The sequence below is a fragment of the Acinetobacter sp. CFCC 11171 genome, from assembly GCF_003268405.1.
GTDB lineage: Bacteria > Pseudomonadota > Gammaproteobacteria > Pseudomonadales > Moraxellaceae > Acinetobacter > Acinetobacter amyesii.
This window is the reverse complement of record NZ_LQXP01000020.1, coordinates 25,918-43,561: the sequence shown is the minus strand read 5'-3', so window position 1 is coordinate 43,561 and position 17,644 is coordinate 25,918. Positions and strand designations below refer to the sequence as shown.

The window sequence follows — 17,644 nt, the reverse complement described above, 5'->3', positions numbered from 1 at the left end:
AAGATTCATCCTTCCCACCTTTATCAAATACGGATTACACATATGGCAATTAGCAATCAAGACCTGAGAAAAGCAGGACTAAAAGTCACTCTTCCGCGAATAAAAATTTTAGAAATATTGGAAAACTCAATTCCTCACCATCTGAGTGCCGAGGATATTTATAAAAAACTATTGGAGCAAGATGAGGATGTTGGACTGGCAACGGTCTATAGAGTCTTAACTCAATTTGAAATGGCAGGTATTATTCAACGCCATAACTTTGATCACAATCATGCTGTATTTGAGATAAAGCAAAATACTTCGCACGATCATCTTGTCTGTCAAGAAACAAACCAAATCATTGAGTTTAAGAATGAAGAAATTGAAAAATTGCTTCTAGATATTGCAACAAAGCATGATTTTCAACTCACAGGACATTCTCTGATCTTATTTGGATATTGTAGAAATTCAACTCAGTAAAATAAAAATCGACTATTTATCAGTTCTTATCACAAGCATACTAGAAATAACACCTATTAAGTGTTATGTTATAACATAACACTTAACACTTACTTTCAATTATGAATGCCTTGCAGCTCCCAGATGTCTCATCTGAACCTTTTCTGAATATGCATGCCTATCCTCTCGATTGGGTCGGAATGGAGAATATCGCCTTACCTATTCACATTCAAAATACACTGTGCGCAAGTAAAGTGAATGCCTATGTCAGCTTAGATGATCCTCAGGCTAAAGGTATTCATATGTCTAGACTGTATACTCGACTGCTGGAACTCCATGCCCTACCTGACCTAACTTTAAGTAAAATTTATCAAGCGCTTCAAGATTTTTTAGCGAGCCATACTGAGCTCTCTCAACAAGCCCGCCTTGATATTCAAGCGGAGTTTAATTTAGAACAACCTGCTTTAGTCAGCGCACTATCGGGCTGGAAAAGTTATCCATTTAGCTTATCCTGTAAGTTAAGTGAGCATACTTTTGAAGCAGAATTAGCAATAGAAATCACCTATTCCTCAACCTGTCCTTGTTCTGCTGCTTTAGCACGTGACCTCATTCAAAAAAGCTTTCAAGATGCCATTGATACAAAAAAAATAAATCCACAAAATACCGATGAAATTATGGCGTGGTTAGGTACAACAGATGCGATTGTAGCAACTCCACACAGCCAAAGAAGTTTTGCTCAGCTACGTTTTAACTTAGACCCTTGTTTACAGTCCATTCCAATTCGGCAATTCATTTCACATGCAGAACAAGCCTTGACAACACCTGTTCAGACAGCTGTCAAACGCGTAGATGAGCAAGCATTCGCATTAGCAAATGGTCAAAATTTAATGTTCTGTGAAGATGCTTTACGCCGCTTATACCACGCATTTGTCAACTACTCAGGTATTTCAGGATTTAACTTCAAAGTCATCCATGCTGAAAGTTTACATGCTCACGATGCAGTCGCTCAGGGATCATGGCAATGGTAGGTTCAACAGTTTTTCTAGACATTGAACAAGGAAAGATGGGGCAATGTTATGAACTGAAAAGCATTATTGATGCTATTCCCTGGAACAAGGATGGACTAATCACTGCCATTGCCCAAGATGGACAAAGTAAAGATGTCTTAATGCTTGCTTGGATTAACCGTGATGCACTACTTGAAACCCTAAATACAAGCAGTGGAAACTTATGGTTAATCCATTTCCTGAGTGGGAGAACTTAGAGCAATCTTCAGATAATTGATTTGAAAAAAAGTAACAGACTTTTTTGCTTGAAAAGTTAGCAGAAGTGTCTGTTATTCCAAATGTGAAATATTTTTAGGGAGTTAACATTTCTAGTCCGAGTCCATGTCATTCATACAATATAAGCCGTATAGGGTCTGCATGATTTGTAATATTCTCATATCACTAAATTGATAAAAGATTTGTTTGCCTTCGCGGCGTGTCGATACCATTTTACTTTTTCTGAGTATCGTTAGTTGTTGGGACAATGTTGGTTGGTATACCTGAGCGGTTTTTTCGATTTGTTGAACATTCAGCTCACCATCAATTAAGACACATAAAATTTTAAGACGATCAGGATTCGATAAGACTTTTAGACAATCAGTGACAAGGTCGACTTTTGAAAGATCTATTTTCATTTTTAATTCATTGGTTTTCATAAGCGTATCCTAAAAATCATCTTATTATTATACAAAAAAATAAAGTAATACTTGTATATTATTTAATTATATAATATTAATAAATATATTGTTTGGCGTGATTTGAATTGTATGTATGACTATTTGATTTCCTTTATGGGTGGATTATTGCTAGGTGCAGCTGTAGTTGGCTACCTATATGTACATGGTCGTATTGCTGGAATTAGTGGATTAGTTGCACAAATTCTAAACCCTCAAACGATATTTAAGACACCTGCTATTTGGTTTATGTCAGGTTTGATCATTATACCTTTCATTTATGGGCGATTTGTTCAGCCAGAAATTGAATTGAATGCCAGTCCGTTGATGATGATCATTGCTGGGCTATTGGTGGGTTTTGGGACACGCCTAGGTTCAGGCTGTACCAGTGGTCATGGCATTTGTGGAATCAGCCGCTTATCTAAACGTTCTATTCTAGCCACCATGAGTTTTATGTTCGCTGGATTTGTTACGGTTTATATGATTCGCCATGTCACAGGAGCTTTCTAAATGAAGAATTTTCTTGCTTTCATTTTCGGCGGTTTATTTTCTATAGGTTTGATGCTTTCAGGGATGTCCAATCCAGAAAAAGTTCTAAACTTCTTAGATTTGTTTGGTGATTGGGATGCAAGCCTAGCTTTTGTAATGATTGGGGCGATTATGATTGCAATTATTCCTTTTCAAAAGGTGGTACGCAGTCAGGCACCTAAAACCGTATTTAATGAACCAATTGAATTACCTAGCAATCATAAAATTGATTTTAAACTGATCTCGGGCAGCCTTTTATTTGGTATTGGTTGGGGGATTGCTGGGATATGTCCTGCACCCAGTTTTACCTTGATTGGTCTTGGGCATTATCAGGTTCTGTATTTTATTGTCTCAATGTTTGCAGGCATCTTGCTTCATCGTAAGTGGACAGGAGCTTAATCATGTCAAATTCACCTGTTGTAAAAGATTTTTTTCATGAAGATACCAATACGTTCAGTTATGTGGTGAGTGATCCAGCCACTAAGTCATGCGCAATTATTGACAGTGTGCTGGACTATGATGCTGCATCAGCCACAACTTCTACCACACATGCCGATCAGATCATTACCTATGTCAAAGCGCAGGGTTTAACAGTCGGGTGGGTCTTAGAAACCCATGTTCATGCCGATCATCTAACTGCTGCACAATATCTCAAAACCAAATTAGGCGGAAAAATCGCCATGAGCAAGAGAATTGCTGCGGTACAAGAGACCTTTTCTGCGATCTATTATTTGGATATCAAACAGTGGAATACCCAACAATTATTTGATTATTTGTTTGATGATCATGAGCAATTTCTAATTGGTTCAATCGAAGCATATAACATCCCCACTCCTGGACATACTCCAGCCTGCTTAAGTTATGTCATCGGTGATGCCGTGTTTGTGGGCGATACTTTGTTTATGCCAGATTATGGTACGGCACGCTGTGATTTCCCGAAGGGAAGCGCATCAATTCTTTTTGATTCAATACAAAGCTTATATCAATTGCCTGAGAAAACACGTGTATTTCTCTGCCATGATTATTTGCCAGAAAAGCGCGATACCTATATGTGTGAAACGGATATTCATACTCAAAAAAATCAGAATATCCATATTCACCATGGCACGACCAAAGATGATTTTGTTGAAATGCGTAATAAGCGCGATGCGGGTTTAAGTATGCCCAAACTGATTTTACCTTCGATACAGATCAATATGAAAGCAGGACAATTCCCTGAACCCGAAGAGAATGGTGTTTCTTATTTAAAACTTCCACTGAATTACTTCAAATAGGCAAATTTTAAGATTAAACAACAAGTTTTGTTTAATTGGTTTGGTAATAGAGGGGGCAGTAGCGATGTGGATGCTAATACTTGAAGGTCTGGTCATCGGTGGTTTGCTTGGGTTAACCGGTGCTGGTGGCGGCATTCTGGCCGTACCCGCACTGATGGCAAGTCAAGGATGGACGGTCGCACAAGCTGCACCTGTTGGCTTGCTTGCAGTCACTTTATCTGCCTTGGTTGGAACATTTGAAGGCTTATTTAAGAAGATAGTACGCTATCGGGCTGCACTTTGGATTGCACTGATTAGCATTCCTTCAGCACGTTATGGTGTGCATCTGGGAGGAATAATTTCTCCTGTATGGCTTAACGTGGCATTCAGTTTAGTCATGCTCGTGGTTGCTTACCGGATTTTTTTTAAAAAAGTGAATGACCATACAGGTGTGCTGTGTAAAGTTAACCAAACAACTGGTCGTCTGATTTGGAACATGAAAACTGCATTGTCTCTCGGCACCATTGGTGTCGTGGCAGGTTTATTGACTGGTTTGCTTGGGGTAGGTGGGGGATTCGTGATTGTTCCAGCACTGAGTAAAGTAACTGATCTTGATATGCGCAGTATTGTTGCGACCTCGTTGATGATTATTTTCCTGATAGGTGGTGTCAGTATTTCAGCTCATATTTTAGATGGTTTTCAATACCCCGTTTCGGTCACGCTGACTTTCGTTTTAGCTTGCATGGCTGGGATGTTGATTGGTCGAAGTTTGATACCTTTAGTTAAGAATAGTCAAATCCAAAAGATTTTTGCCATAACTGTCATAAGCGTAGCATTTTATTTAATTTCTACAGTCATCATAACTTAATACAAGCAAGAGATAAGAGCCAAATTTAAAAACTGCATTTTAAAGACATGAATATTTAATCAGAGACCAGATTTCTATAGATCGGAAGAGGTAAAGAGTAATGAAAACAGCAGAACAATTAATTTCAATGGCAAAAAACCGAATTCAAGAAGTGACTGTCGCAGACTTACTTGAAGCCATGAAAAACCATAAAACCATTCTGATTGATGTTCGGGAACCGGATGAATTTCAGGCGGCAGCGATAGACCGAGCCGTGAATTATCCTCGTGGTGTTTTAGAAATGAGAATTCACCAGCATCCTGTGGCGAGCCATCATTGCGATACCTTGCAAGCACTAGAACATCTTAAAGATCAGCCGATTTATTTGATTTGTGGGACGGGTGGCCGATCAGCTCTGGCTACAGATACTTTACAGAATATGGGATTTACTCAGGTGAAATCTGTTCAGGGTGGATTCCAAGCATGGCTAGAGCAGGGTTATCCAGTAGAGAAATAACTAGATTTCTATTTTAAGTCTAACTTAGGTTTATGGACATTCAAGTGAGAAAATCATGAAGTACAAAGAATTAACTCAAAATATTTCAGGCAGTTTAAAGACATTAGCGCAGGATTCTCCTGATTTAATGAAAAGTTTTAATCAATTGTCACAAGTTGCAATGCGAGATGGTGTTATTGATCCTAAAACAAAAGAACTGATTGCCTTAGCGATTGGTGTTGCAGCACGATGTGATGGATGTATCGGTTTTCATGTCAGAACCCTAGTCAAAATGGGAATGACATTGCAAGAATTAGAGGAAGTGCTTGGTGTTGCAGTTTATATGGGGGGCGGTCCTTCATTGATGTATGCCGCTAATGCATTGGAAGCATTTAAAGAATTCACAGCTTAATTTTTTCAATCATTGGGAAAAGATATGAATCAGCATTGGGATAATCTTTATTCGCAAACACAGGATCTGTATGGCATTTCGCCCAATCATTTTATTCAACAGATAGCAGATCAGATTCCAATTGTGGGAAAAACTCTTGCTATAGCAGAGGGTGAGGGGAGGAATATCCTTTATTTGGCTAATAAAGCGAAACAGCAAAATGATTCATTTTCAGCAGAAATATGGGATTACTCAAAAGTTGCTTTGCAACACTTATCTGCAAAAGCCCAGCAAGCTGGTTTTGACTTCACACTTAGAAATATTGATCTCAATGATGTCGAATGGCCAAGAGAGTGTTATCAAAATGTGATGTGTGTGTATGGGCATTTTGACGAAAATACTCAATTCAATGTTCTCACTGGGATACGTCAAGCATTGACAAACAATGGCTGGTTTATTGGAGAGCTTTATTCTAAAGAGCAGATTGATTATCAAACCGGTGGTCCGAAAGATATTAACTATTTGTACGATCCAATGTCGTTTCTTTCAGTATTTAAAAATGATCATCTTTATCATTTTTATGTGGGAGAACAAGAACGTCATGAAGGCAAGTTACATAACGGAAAATGTCATGTAGTTCAATTTGCAATTCAAGTGCAGAAATAGGGTCTAAAACGTTTCAAGCACGAGTATGGCTCACATGCTCATTTTATAAAAAAGAGAGGTTTACAATGTCAACACGTTTTAATAATAAAGTGGCTTTAGTTACAGGTGCAGGTTCGGGTATTGGACGAAGTACAGCGCTGCTTCTTGCTCAACAAGGGGCAAAAGTTGTTGTTTCAGATATTAATCTTGATGCGGCTGAGAAAGTTGCAGCTGAAATTATAGCTGCTGGCGGCCATGCTGTTGCTAATAAAACAGATACATCTCATCCAGAAGAAATGAAGCAAGCTGTTGAGTTTGCCGTGGAAAGCTTTGGGGCTCTGCATTTAGCATTTAATAATGCGGGTATTTTAGGTGAAGTCAATCCGATTGCTGAGTTGAGTATTGACGCTTGGCGTAGAGTCATCGATATTAATTTGAATGCTGTTTTCTATGGGCTGCATTATCAGATTCCAGCAATACTTAAGTCAGGTGGTGGAGCAATTGTTAATACCGCATCAATCTTAGGTTTAGTCGGGACAAAGAACATTTCAGGATATGTTGCAGCGAAGCATGGTGTGACTGGTCTAACAAAGACTGCTTCATTAGAGTATGCTGATCAAGGTATACGTATTAATTCCGTTCACCCTGGTTATATCCAAACCCCATTAATTGGAGAATTTGAGGAATCAGAATTAGTGAAACTTCATCCAGTTGGTCGATTGGGTAAGCCAGAAGAAGTTGCTCAGGTAGTGGCTTTTCTATTATCTGATGAAGCTTCATTTGTGACCGGCAGTCAATATACTGTTGATGGTTCTTATACTTCACAATAATAAATTAAATAAGAAAACCCTGCATCTGCAGGGTTTTCTTATTTTGTTCATGATAAATTACAGCTTCTATCCAGACTTTTATTTGGTTGAAATTAAACTGCAGATAAATTGTTCTGGTTCAATTTCTGCTGTTACCATGACATGAACACCAATATTTCTGAGTTTTTCTCGTAATCGATCGCCCATTCCCGTAGTTACGAATATATCCATAGGCAGCAGTTTTTCGAGTACTTCACCAGACTGGGAAAAGGATTGCTCCTTTTCAACTTCAATAAGTTGCTTGTCAGTCACTTCTCCATCTTTTAATTCATATTTCCAGAATTTCCGACATTTTCCCGCATGGGGAGTAATATGACGCCGGTTTTGTGATGTAATAACAATTACCATAAATATTTCTCCAAACCGATACGACCACTTTTTATGGTCATGTATCGGTTCATAATGATTTATAAGTTACTAATAAAAGCTATTCACAAATCTAGCTAATTGTTTTCAAGCAAGATTTTCCAATACAAACTGAGGTGACTTTATAAACAGTTTGATTAAAGCCTGCGCCGAACTTGAAGGATGCCGAACACCTCTTTCCCAACTTTCTAGCGTTCTTGGAGATATGCCAAGTTTAGATGCTAACTGTTGTTGAGAAATATTCATTTTTTTTCGCGCTCTTATAATTTCCTGAGCTAATGTTAAATTAACGATATATGGGAAATCATGATTAAAATTCACATGGTGCTGTTGAAGTAGATGCATAAATATCCTCTTCTTTCTAAGGACCTAATAAGCAAGTTGAAGTAAGAATCTAAAGCTCATAGCAATGACCAATAAACTTAAGAAACCGACTAGCCATAACAAGATGAACCATTGAAATTTAGATAATTTCATTAGGAATTCCTTTAATGATAACCGTCATCCCCAATACGAACTTTATCTCTGAATACCCAGTATGATAGGGCGGTATAGACAAGTATGATTGGAATTAAGATCAGTGCTCCAATCAGTGCGAATAGCTGACTATTGGCAGGTGCGGCAGCATCCCAAATGGTAATTGAGGGCGGGATAATGTAAGGAAAAATACTGATCAAGAAGCCTGAATATGCTAAAAAAACTAATCCTAATGTATAGATAAAAGGCATCGCTTCATTTTGCTTAATACATGAGCGCACCGCTAAAAAGGTACAAACTAGAACAAGCAAAGGGACTGGGCTGAAATAAATCAATTGAGTGGGATTAAACCAGCGCTCAGCAATTTGTGGATGTGCGATAGGCGTATAGATGCTGACAGCAATGAAAATAACCAATAAGCCAATCAAAAGCTTGGGCATTAATTTATACATATGCTTTTGTAGTAGGTCATCAGTCTTCATGATGAGCCAACCACATCCCAATGCTGCATAAACGACTACAACACCCAAACCTGTAAATAATGAAAAGGGTGTTAACCAATCAAAGCCACCACCAGCGTAGCGATTATCAACAATATCAATACCCTGAATATAAGCTCCTAAGATCACCCCTTGTAAGAAACTGGCAACAATAGAGCCCCAAATGAATGCATTATCCCAAATGTACTTTGTTCGATTGGCTTTGAAACGAAACTCAAAAGCTACGCCTCTAAAAATCAAAGCTATTACCATCAATATGATAGGTAAATATAAGGCTGACAGAACCGCTGAATAGACAATAGGGAAAGCCGCAAAAAGACTAGCGCCACCTAGAACCATCCATGTTTCATTACCATCCCAAACGGGAGCAACGGTGTTCATCATCACATCACGCTCTTGCTGATTTTTAATAAAGGGGAATAAAATCCCGATACCTAAATCAAAGCCATCAAGTAGCACGTAAATAAAAACACCAACTGCAATAATGACAATCCAGATTAAAGATAAATCAATCATAAAGATGCTCCTTGATCCTGATCATCAATTTTTTCATCAATAGCACTCAGGGGGCGCATTGGTGTTTTAAAATGGCCAACGCCTCCGATTTCTTCTGGTGTGTTATGTAAAAACTCAGGTCCTTTATGCATGAGTTTGAGCATGTAATAAATACCTACACCAAAGACAATAAAATACACGATCACAAAAATAATGAGGGTTAATCCCACCTGTTCTGCTGAGACTGGAGAAAGCGCATCTTTTGTCCTCATAACGCCATAGATAATCCATGGCTGACGTCCTACTTCTGTGGTGAACCAACCTGCGAGTAACGCGATGAAGCCTGAAGGACCCATTAGGATTGCAAAGCGATGAAACCACTTACTCTCATAGAGGCTGCCTGTTTTTCTGAGCCATAGGGCCGTGACTGCAAGGAAGAGCATAAGCATGCCTAGCCCAACCATAATACGGAAACTCCAAAATACGATTGTTGAATTTGGACGATCTTCAGGTGCAAAATCTTTTAATCCTTTCACCGTCCCATTCATGGAATGGGTCAAAATTAGGCTTCCTAAATGTGGAATTGCAATCGCATATTTCGTGCGTTCTTCTTGCATATCAGGAATACCAAATAAATATAAGGGCATCCCATGCTCATGGTTCGTTTCCCAATGGCCTTCCATAGCAGCAAGTTTGGCTGGTTGATGTTTTAGGGTATTTAAACCATGGGCATCACCAATAAAAACTTGGAGGGGGGCTAAAATAAGGATTAACCAAAGCGCCATTGAAAATGATGTTTTGACTAATGCATCTCTACGGCCTTTGAGCAAGTGCCACGCAGCAGTAGCAGCAACAAGAAGAGCAGCTACTAAAAAGGCTGCAAGTGCCATATGGAATAAGCGATAGATAAAGGATGGGTTAAAAACAATAGCAAACCAATCTTGAGGTACAACAACCCCATTTTCAATCGTGAAGCCTTGTGGTGTCTGCATCCAACTGTTTGAAGACAAAATCCAGAACATTGAAATACATGTACCGATGGCGACCATCAGTGTGGCAAAAAAGTGTGCTTTTTTACCGACACGCCCCCATCCAAAAAGCATAATGCCTAAAAATCCTGCTTCTAAGAAGAAAGCACTTAGAACTTCGTAGCTCAGTAACGGGCCTGTAACGCCTCCTGCAAATCGAGAAAATTCACTCCAGTTTGTACCAAACTGATAACTCATCACGACACCAGAAACGACACCCATACCGAATGATAATGCAAATATTTTCACCCAGAATTTGAATAAATCATGATAAATAGAGTCGTTTGTTCTAAGCCATCGCCATTCTAAAACTGCAAGAAAGCTTGCAAGCCCAATAGAAATCGCAGGGAAAATAATATGAAATGACACCGTGAATGCAAACTGAATACGTGCTAACTCAAGTGCCGTAAAACCTAAGGTCATAGCAACTCTCCACATCCGAAGCATGCTCTAGATTGCATATGCTCTGATATGAGTGTGCCTACACAGATACGTGCATTTTTTAAAAGTAATAACATAGCGATTAGTCTCTTCAACTAATTAAATTTCAAAACAATAAGGAATTGCCAATAAATTTAGACAGCAAAAGAGACAAGGAGGTGCTCGACCTTGAGGGATCAGAAATAATTGCTTTAAAAGAAAGAAGATATGAAAGAAAGCTTCTTTAAAAGCTAATAACCGAACTTGAATTCTCACGACTACTTCTTTAACACCCATGTCTGGTAGTGGAACGACATGTGCGTAAACAACACAGTACTGACATTGATGATTTGCATCGTGATGATGGCTAGATGAAGTTTTTTGTTCAAGATTTGCATGATTAAGCTTTTCAGTATCATGATTAGCTAAATCCAGCTCTTGATGAGAGTGATTATGCGTAGAATGATCTGAGCTATGCTTATGGTAAGAAGTATCTAATTGAAGTGCATGGACAATAGTTTCACAGACAGGAGAAATTTGATATTTCTCTGGAAGCAAAGGCTGTATAAAAACAGCAATCTGTAACAAGATTGCTGAGAATGCGAGCAATCTTCCTAAAACCATGATCACTTAGATTGTCTCAATTATCCAAGTAAGATGGTTAGATTGTAGCAGAATTACTATTTATTAAAAGTATAAGCGATATTAATTTAATAGTTTTGATTTAATCCAGCGTAATAATTTTTAGGATAAAATAAAAATAATTGATTTCAATCTGAATTAATTCAGATTGAAATCGTGCATGATTAATTTTGCTCTAAAAAAATAATGATTAAAATTTATAAAGTAAAGTAGATGAATGTATTTTCACGACATTGTAGGGATATTTATTAACTGGCCCTTTAACGCAGATGAAACTTTGTGGCTGAGTATATTCTTGAATTGATTTAAGCAAACTCATTGCTTATCGAGATAAGGGGGGATATGGTTTTCTTTTTCCGCCTTCATCTGCTCTTTAGAAATAACCGAGATATTATGCTTAAGTGGAAATTACCCTTTAGATCCTGAAAAAATTGGATTTCCAAACTTAATTAGATCTTAAGAACTTAAATTTATCCTGAGAGAAAATATTTTTGAGGGTAGATCAGTGAGTCAACAAGTGGGTGTATTACGAAATAATAAAATATTTCTCAGTATTTGCACATTGGCCTTGGTGATTTTAGGAATTTGGTGGGGCAGCAGTTTACTACTAAATAAAAATAAAACGGAAAAATCAAAGACACAAAATGTAGTCGCCAATGAAACAGAAACAATAGATGTGTCTGGTAATCAGATTTTAATTTCGCCCACACAGATTCAACAAGCAGGTATTCAATTACAAACTTTAGGACAAGCGACAAGAGATGTACAATTCGCACTGACTTTGCAGGGGCAAGCGCAGTGGTCACCTCAAAGTAAAGTGGTTTTAACCAGTCCTGTAGCGGGGATAGTGCAACAGGTACTAGTGCAACCTTTAGCAGAAGTGGGTTTACACAGTCCTGTACTGGCCATTCATAGCCCTGATTTAATTCAGATTCAAAATGAAATTTTACAAATTCGTGCACAACTGCAATTGGCCAGCCAAAATTTGGCACGTGAACGCAGTTTATATGCTGAAGGGATTATTGCTGAAAAACGTGTACAGGAAGCCCAGAATGTAGTGCAACGACTGAATATTGATTTGAGTGCCAAGCAACGCATGTTGCAGTTTATGGGAGGAAGTAGCAGTCAGGGACTGAATTCCGTAGTGTATGTCAAAAGTCCAGCCAGAGGCAGTGTAGAAAGTTTACAGGTATCTGCAGGTCAGTATGTAGAAACCGGTGCAGTACTGGGCCAGTTGGTGAATAGTGATCTACCTTTGCAATTAATGCTGCAAGCCCCTTTAGCGGATAGCAAATATATCCAGATTGGCGATTTGGTCAAAGTTGAGGGGTGTGAAATTACCGGGCAGGTACAACAAATTGCACCAGCACTTTCAGGCAATACGCAATCTCAAAATGTTCTAGTCCAAATGCAGGCCAAGGATAACTGTTTAAAAGTACAACAGTTTGTTAAAGCGAATATTCAAAGCCATAACCCGACAACAAAAACCGCATGGGTAATACCGAGTGCTGCCTTAACTTTAAAAGATAACAAGCACTTCATTTTTATCAAGAATCAAAATGGTTTCGTGGCAACGCCTGTGGAACTGGTGGGGGCGAACCAGCAGCAAAGTCATGTGATTGGAAATGCATTAAAACCTGGAATTCAAGTTGCTGTGCGGGGTGTCGAACGTCTAAAAGCCGTTTGGTCAGGTTTCGGTGCAGAGCAGGCACCACCTGCCAGCAGTAGCACTGCGGTGAATTGAGGTTAGGCACATGTTAAAACGTATTATTGCATTTTCACTGAGTCAACGAATCCTAATGCTGTTATTGGGTATGGCAATCAGTGTTGCGGGTTATTTGGCATTTACCAAATTGCCGATTGATGCCTTTCCCGATGTATCAAGCACACAGGTTCAAATTGTGATGAAATCTCCTGGCATGACGCCAGAAGAGGTGGAAAGCCGTATTGTGGTACCGATAGAACAGGAAATGTTGGGAATCCCTCATCAAACTGTACTACGTTCACAATCTAAATATGCTATTGCAATCATTACCCTGGATTTTGCAGAAGGGACAGATCCTTATTGGGCCCGACAACAGGTCAATGAGCGTTTGACTGGAGTCATGTCAGCTTTGCCTGGCAATGCCTCTGGCGGGATTGCGCCTATGACGACGCCATTAGGTGAATCTTTTATGTTCACTTTACATGGTCCTATGAGTGATATGGAAAAACGAACCTTGCTCGATCGGGTCGTCCGTCCACAGCTCAGAAAAATTGAAGGGGTAGCGGATGTCAATGTCCTGGGTGGTTTGGCACGTACCTTTGAAGTGACACCTAACCTGGATGCTCTGGCATCGAGAGGTCTATCTCTTGATCAGTTAAAACAAGCAATTGAATTAAATAATGCAAGTGACGGTGCAGGGCGTCTGAATGAAAATGGAGAATCATTACTGATTCGTAGCGATAGTCGTGTCACCAATTTACAAGAGCTGGGTGAGATTATTGTTTCCAATCATCAGGGGACGCTGGTGCAAGTGAAGGATGTCGCCGATGTTCATACCGGTGCCCTTACCCGTTACGGAGCGGTAACCGAAAATGGTCAGGGTGAAGCTGTTGAAGGGATTGTCCTCACCTTAAAAGGCGCCAATGCACGTCAGGTTGTGCAAAGTGTGCGTGAACATTTGCATGACATTGAGAAAAACTTACCCCCGGGCGTTACGATCAAGCCTTTTTATGACCGTGGTGAACTGGTGAATCGTGCCATTCATACCGTGAGTAAAACCTTGGTCGAGGCGATTGTATTGGTCCTGATTTTATTGCTGTTGTTTTTAGGCAATTTAAGAGCCGCTTTGGTGGTTGCCGCGATTTTACCTTTATCTGCGTTGAGTACTTTCTTAATGATGCGTCAGTTTGGATTAAGTGCCAACCTGATGTCATTGGGTGGTTTAACCATTGCCATTGGTTTGCTGGTCGATGCGGCGGTTGTGGTGGTTGAAAATATCGAAATGCAACTGGCAGATGCACACGAGTCCAAACACCGTTCGTTTTTACCCCCGCTGAATGTCATTTATCGCGCAGTTTGTGAGGTGGCGGTGCCGGTGACTGCAGGAATGATCATTATTATGCTGGTCTTCATTCCGTTAATGACGTTGCAAGGTCTGGAAGGGAAGCTTTTCTCTCCAGTGGCACTGACCATTGTCTTTGCATTGTCGAGCTCACTGATTTTTTCATTAACGATTATTCCGGTGCTGTGTTCCTATTTTTTAAAATCTCAAGCACATCACACGCCGTATATTGTTGCTAAGCTGGAACAGGCATATAGCAAGGTGTTAAATGCAAGTTTGGTCCATCCGAAACGTGTTTATGCTTTGGCCGGAGGTGCTTTGGTGGTTGCTGCACTCATTTTTCCACTCATTGGTAAGTCCTTTATGCCAACCATGGATGAAGGTGACACCATATTGCAGCTGGAAAAAATGCCATCGATCAGCCTGCAAAATTCGATTGCACTTGATCTGGACATTCAAAGAAGAATTCTAAAACAAGTTCCAGAAGTGGCCCGCATTGTGGCAAGAACCGGTTCGGATGAACTGGGCCTTGACCCTATGGGCTTAAATGAAACCGATAGCTTTGTCATTTTGAAACCGCAAGATCAGTGGCAGGGACAAAGTAAGGAGCAGATTTTAGCCAAAATTCGCCATGTATTGGCCGATGTTCCTGGGGTCAATCTCACCTTTAGTCAGCCGATTGAAATGCGGACTTCAGAAATGTTATCGGGTGTACGTGGAGATTTGGCCGTCAAAATTTTTGGTACCGATTTAGATCAGCTGAATCAGCTGTCTAAGCAAATCTCTACCGTTCTACAAGGGATCAAAGGCAGTGAAGATGTCATGACTTTGGAAAATTCTGGGGTGCAATATCAGGAATTACGTATTCGTCGTGATATGGCTGTCCGCAATCAGTTAGATAGTCAGAGCATACAGGCACAACTCAAAATGCTCATTGAAGGGCAGCAGATTAGTTCGATTATTGAACAGGGGCGACCAGTTCCATTGATGATGAAAGGTGATCCACGTCTGGGACAATCCAGTTTTGCCCTCGCGAACATGAATTTACCTGTTGCAAACTCAGCGGCTGTACCGTTGTCCTCTTTAGCAGAAATGGTCAAGACTGAAGGCGTCGTCAAAATTGACAGGGAAAATGCTTCAAGAATGTCCGTTGTCCGTGCCAATGTGCGTGACCGGGATCTGGTTGGTTTTGTCGAGGAAGCAAAACAGCAGGTTGCCCAGAAAGTTAAATTACCGGCCGGCTATTCATTGAAATGGGGTGGACAGTTTGAAAATCAACAACGTGCAGCAGCGCGTCTGATGCTGGTTGTCCCTGCAGCGTTGACCATGATTTTCTTCCTGCTCTTTACAACTTTAGGGTCTGTTCGTCAGGCAGTACTGGTTTTTGTGAATATTCCCTTTGCTTTAATTGGGGGAGTCGTAGCCTTAGCCATTACCGGTGAATATTTATCGGTACCTGCTTCTGTTGGGTTTATTGCATTAATGGGGATTGCCGTACTGAATGGTTTGGTGATGATCGGTTATTTTAACCAGCTCATTTCACGCGGCGTTGCAATTGAAGAAGTGGTTCGTGAGGGGGCGATGCGACGTTTACGTCCAGTAATGATGACTGCAAGTATCGCGGCTTTGGGTTTAATTCCCTTGCTCTTTACCACTGGGCCAGGTGCTGAAATTCAGCGTCCATTGGCGATCGTGGTGATTGGGGGATTAATTTCCTGCACCTTACTGACGCTGATTTTACTTCCTAACTTGTTCAAACAATTTGGTTTAGTGCGAGATACTCATGTCTGAAATGTGCCAACTCTCTATCAACATCTCCAGTGATATTGCGGAAGAATTAATGAGCCATTTATGGCTTATTCCCGAGATTGTGACAGGATGTACCTGTATCCCGGCACAAGGTTTCGGCAGCCGCCAACATTATCGCAACATTCAAGAAAAAATTCGGGGTGCAACTGAGCGTAATTTGATTCTGTTGATTTTACCCCTCGCAACTGTACCTTTAGTTTTAGCCCATATCCAAAAGAAATTTAAATCAAGTGACTGTTTCTATTGGGTATTACCAACCATAACATCGGGTTATGCTGGTCAAGGAGAAGTGAACGAATGAAACCAGAGATAGCGACTCAACCCCGTTTGCTGGGTAAAGCCTTACGTTTACTGGGCTTGGGCTGTTGTGTGATGATGACTTCTGTCGTATCCGCGGAACCCGCTTTGGATCAAGTCTTGCCGCAACTCGATGCGGTCAAACAGAGCTTGTTACAGCATCCAACTGTTCGATCGGCAGTTTCGGACCAGGACTATGCCAATTTTGCAGGACAGGGGCTAAAACTGGGCCATCCCTGGACCGTGCGTGCAGGCATGCAGCTTCGTAACAGCAACGCCCAGGATGGTCAAACAAAGTCCAATAGTTATGAGCCGAGCTTTGGTATTGAAAAGCAGATTCGTTTGCCTGGCAAATACGAGCTGGATCAGGATTTGGCGCAACGAGGGATGAGTATTGCGGAATTAAAATATGAAGATGCCAAACATGAAGTTGCCAAAAATTTGCTAAATCAGTGGTTTGCATATATGCGCAGTGCTTTGCAATTGACGCGTTTAGAGGAACAGCAAGCAAGAATACAGCACTATATGCAAATGACCCAGCAGCGTATTCGTGCTGGAGATGCCCCACGACTGGAACTGATGCTACTTAGCAATGAATCGCGGCAAATCGAAGAGCAATATATGCAGGCTAAAACAGCTTACTATCAAGCACAGCAGTTATTGTCACGTGATTATCAGGGAAATATTCCAGAACACTGGAGCAGTGATGTCATCAAAATTCGACCACTCGAATATACACAGACTGAATGGATACAGCAGGTTTTGTCTGCCAACCATGAGCTTGAGCTGGTTAAAACACAGGCAGCACAGCAAGATGCATTAGTCAAAAGAGAGCAACTCAATCGGGTACCTAATCCTACGGTCGGAGTGGGCTATAGTCGTGAACAGTCTGGCGTTGAAAACTTGATGAGTGTGAGCGTTTCAATTCCACTCGCCAGTCGGCAAGTGCGTATAGCTTCTGGTATGGCCATGGCGGAAGCTCAAAAGGCCAATTTTGAGATCGGACGAGTAGAAAACCGTTTGCGTCAGGAAACGCAATACTGGTTTACGCAGATGGAGTCGGCAACTGTACGGAGTGAGCAGGCTCAACAGAATTTGGCACAGTTACAGCAACAACATGGATTGATGCAAAAAGCATATAAGCTTGGTGAATTGAGTTTAAATGAACTGTTACTTCATTCACAGCAACTGGTTGATGCGCGCGGTCGAATTGATCAAGCCAAAATTGATTATGCAGAAAGCTTGAGTTTACTATTGCTGAATTCGCATCAGTTATGGCCTTTACATGAGGATCATCAGGCAGAGTAAAATAGTAGAGTGCTGATATATCAATGCCTTGTATGATCATTATTCGGTTGGTGTTCTGTCTTTCTTGG

At 40.5% G+C, this 17,644-nt stretch carries 21 protein-coding genes; 15 read left to right on the top strand and 6 right to left on the bottom strand.

From position 1 onward, the window contains the following. Positions 1-42 precede the first annotated feature (42 nt). From fur to AVJ20_RS10780, 3 genes are all read left to right on the top strand, one after another. The gene (gene fur / locus AVJ20_RS10790) at positions 43-459 is read left to right on the top strand and encodes a ferric iron uptake transcriptional regulator (RefSeq protein WP_034583428.1); all 417 of its coding nucleotides are present in this window, start codon (positions 43-45) and stop codon (positions 457-459) included. Between the two features lie 101 nt (positions 460-560). Beyond that, positions 561-1,466: a GTP cyclohydrolase FolE2 gene (folE2, locus tag AVJ20_RS10785; RefSeq protein WP_111885215.1), complete on the top strand. Its 906-nt coding sequence runs from the start codon at positions 561-563 to the stop codon at positions 1,464-1,466. Further along, complete coding sequence (locus AVJ20_RS10780; RefSeq protein ID WP_228157202.1) at positions 1,460-1,702, top strand: hypothetical protein; 243 nt, start codon at positions 1,460-1,462, stop codon at positions 1,700-1,702. The genes folE2 and AVJ20_RS10780 overlap by 7 nt, the downstream gene beginning before the upstream one ends. A gap of 111 nt (positions 1,703-1,813) precedes the next feature. Here AVJ20_RS10780 and AVJ20_RS10775 read toward each other — a convergent pair whose 3' ends face one another. Next, positions 1,814-2,140 carry an ArsR/SmtB family transcription factor gene (locus AVJ20_RS10775; protein ID WP_111861125.1) on the bottom strand — a complete coding sequence of 109 codons (327 nt, stop codon included), beginning with the start codon at positions 2,138-2,140 and terminating at the stop codon, positions 1,814-1,816. A gap of 111 nt (positions 2,141-2,251) precedes the next feature. On the opposite strand from AVJ20_RS10775, the gene AVJ20_RS10770 reads away from it, so the two are divergent. The 8 genes from AVJ20_RS10770 (at position 2,252) to AVJ20_RS10735 (ending at position 7,148) form a co-directional block, all read left to right on the top strand. After that, positions 2,252-2,668: a YeeE/YedE family protein gene (locus AVJ20_RS10770; protein ID WP_111861124.1), complete on the top strand. Its 417-nt coding sequence runs from the start codon at positions 2,252-2,254 to the stop codon at positions 2,666-2,668. Continuing rightward, entirely contained in the window at positions 2,669-3,085 is a 417-nt protein-coding gene (locus AVJ20_RS10765; protein ID WP_000787781.1) for a DUF6691 family protein, read from the top strand. A gap of 2 nt (positions 3,086-3,087) precedes the next feature. After that, positions 3,088-3,960, top strand: coding sequence for an MBL fold metallo-hydrolase (locus AVJ20_RS10760; protein WP_111885214.1), 873 nt, complete (start codon positions 3,088-3,090; stop codon positions 3,958-3,960). 64 nt (positions 3,961-4,024) lie between these two features. Then, positions 4,025-4,807 carry a sulfite exporter TauE/SafE family protein gene (locus tag AVJ20_RS10755; protein ID WP_111885213.1) on the top strand — a complete coding sequence of 261 codons (783 nt, stop codon included), beginning with the start codon at positions 4,025-4,027 and terminating at the stop codon, positions 4,805-4,807. A gap of 100 nt (positions 4,808-4,907) precedes the next feature. Then, a complete protein-coding gene (locus AVJ20_RS10750; protein WP_004859470.1) occupies positions 4,908-5,303 on the top strand; it encodes a rhodanese-like domain-containing protein in 396 nt (131 codons plus the stop codon). Positions 5,304-5,358: 55 nt separating this feature from the next. After that, positions 5,359-5,694 carry a carboxymuconolactone decarboxylase family protein gene (locus AVJ20_RS10745; RefSeq protein WP_004988488.1) on the top strand — a complete coding sequence of 112 codons (336 nt, stop codon included), beginning with the start codon at positions 5,359-5,361 and terminating at the stop codon, positions 5,692-5,694. A 24-nt stretch (positions 5,695-5,718) separates the two neighbouring features. After that, a complete protein-coding gene (locus AVJ20_RS10740) occupies positions 5,719-6,339 on the top strand; it encodes a methyltransferase domain-containing protein (RefSeq protein ID WP_111885212.1) in 621 nt (206 codons plus the stop codon). 65 nt (positions 6,340-6,404) lie between these two features. Further along, positions 6,405-7,148, top strand: a complete 744-nt coding sequence (locus tag AVJ20_RS10735) for an SDR family NAD(P)-dependent oxidoreductase (protein WP_111885211.1) — start codon at positions 6,405-6,407, stop codon at positions 7,146-7,148. Between the two features lie 78 nt (positions 7,149-7,226). Here the strand turns inward: AVJ20_RS10735 and AVJ20_RS10730 are convergent, their stop codons facing one another. The 5 genes from AVJ20_RS10730 to AVJ20_RS10710 form a co-directional block, all read right to left on the bottom strand. Next, positions 7,227-7,535 (bottom strand): NifB/NifX family molybdenum-iron cluster-binding protein, encoded by a 309-nt coding sequence (locus AVJ20_RS10730; protein WP_002009598.1) that lies wholly within the window; start codon positions 7,533-7,535, stop codon positions 7,227-7,229. 105 nt (positions 7,536-7,640) lie between these two features. Beyond that, entirely contained in the window at positions 7,641-7,898 is a 258-nt protein-coding gene (locus tag AVJ20_RS10725) for a helix-turn-helix domain-containing protein (protein WP_034586664.1), read from the bottom strand. A gap of 143 nt (positions 7,899-8,041) precedes the next feature. Beyond that, positions 8,042-9,046, bottom strand: coding sequence for a cytochrome d ubiquinol oxidase subunit II (cydB, locus tag AVJ20_RS10720; protein ID WP_111885210.1), 1,005 nt, complete (start codon positions 9,044-9,046; stop codon positions 8,042-8,044). Then, positions 9,043-10,476 (bottom strand): cytochrome ubiquinol oxidase subunit I, encoded by a 1,434-nt coding sequence (locus tag AVJ20_RS10715; RefSeq protein ID WP_111885209.1) that lies wholly within the window; start codon positions 10,474-10,476, stop codon positions 9,043-9,045. The genes cydB and AVJ20_RS10715 overlap by 4 nt, the downstream gene beginning before the upstream one ends. A 117-nt stretch (positions 10,477-10,593) precedes the next feature. Further along, on the bottom strand, positions 10,594-11,097 hold the full coding sequence (locus AVJ20_RS10710; protein ID WP_111885208.1) for a DUF2946 domain-containing protein: 504 nt from the start codon (positions 11,095-11,097) through the stop codon (positions 10,594-10,596). A gap of 523 nt (positions 11,098-11,620) precedes the next feature. Here AVJ20_RS10710 and AVJ20_RS10705 point away from each other — a divergent pair. From AVJ20_RS10705 to AVJ20_RS10690, 4 genes are read left to right on the top strand one after another with little or no spacing between them, the layout of a single operon-like run. Then, a complete protein-coding gene (locus AVJ20_RS10705; protein WP_111885207.1) occupies positions 11,621-12,859 on the top strand; it encodes an efflux RND transporter periplasmic adaptor subunit in 1,239 nt (412 codons plus the stop codon). Positions 12,860-12,869: 10 nt separating this feature from the next. Continuing rightward, the gene (locus AVJ20_RS10700) at positions 12,870-15,953 is read left to right on the top strand and encodes an efflux RND transporter permease subunit (protein WP_111885206.1); all 3,084 of its coding nucleotides are present in this window, start codon (positions 12,870-12,872) and stop codon (positions 15,951-15,953) included. Beyond that, complete coding sequence (locus AVJ20_RS10695; protein ID WP_016165445.1) at positions 15,946-16,272, top strand: DUF3240 family protein; 327 nt, start codon at positions 15,946-15,948, stop codon at positions 16,270-16,272. Before AVJ20_RS10700 ends, AVJ20_RS10695 begins: the two co-directional genes overlap by 8 nt. Then, positions 16,269-17,576 (top strand): TolC family protein, encoded by a 1,308-nt coding sequence (locus AVJ20_RS10690; protein WP_104442406.1) that lies wholly within the window; start codon positions 16,269-16,271, stop codon positions 17,574-17,576. The genes AVJ20_RS10695 and AVJ20_RS10690 overlap by 4 nt, the downstream gene beginning before the upstream one ends. Positions 17,577-17,644: the final 68 nt, after the last annotated feature.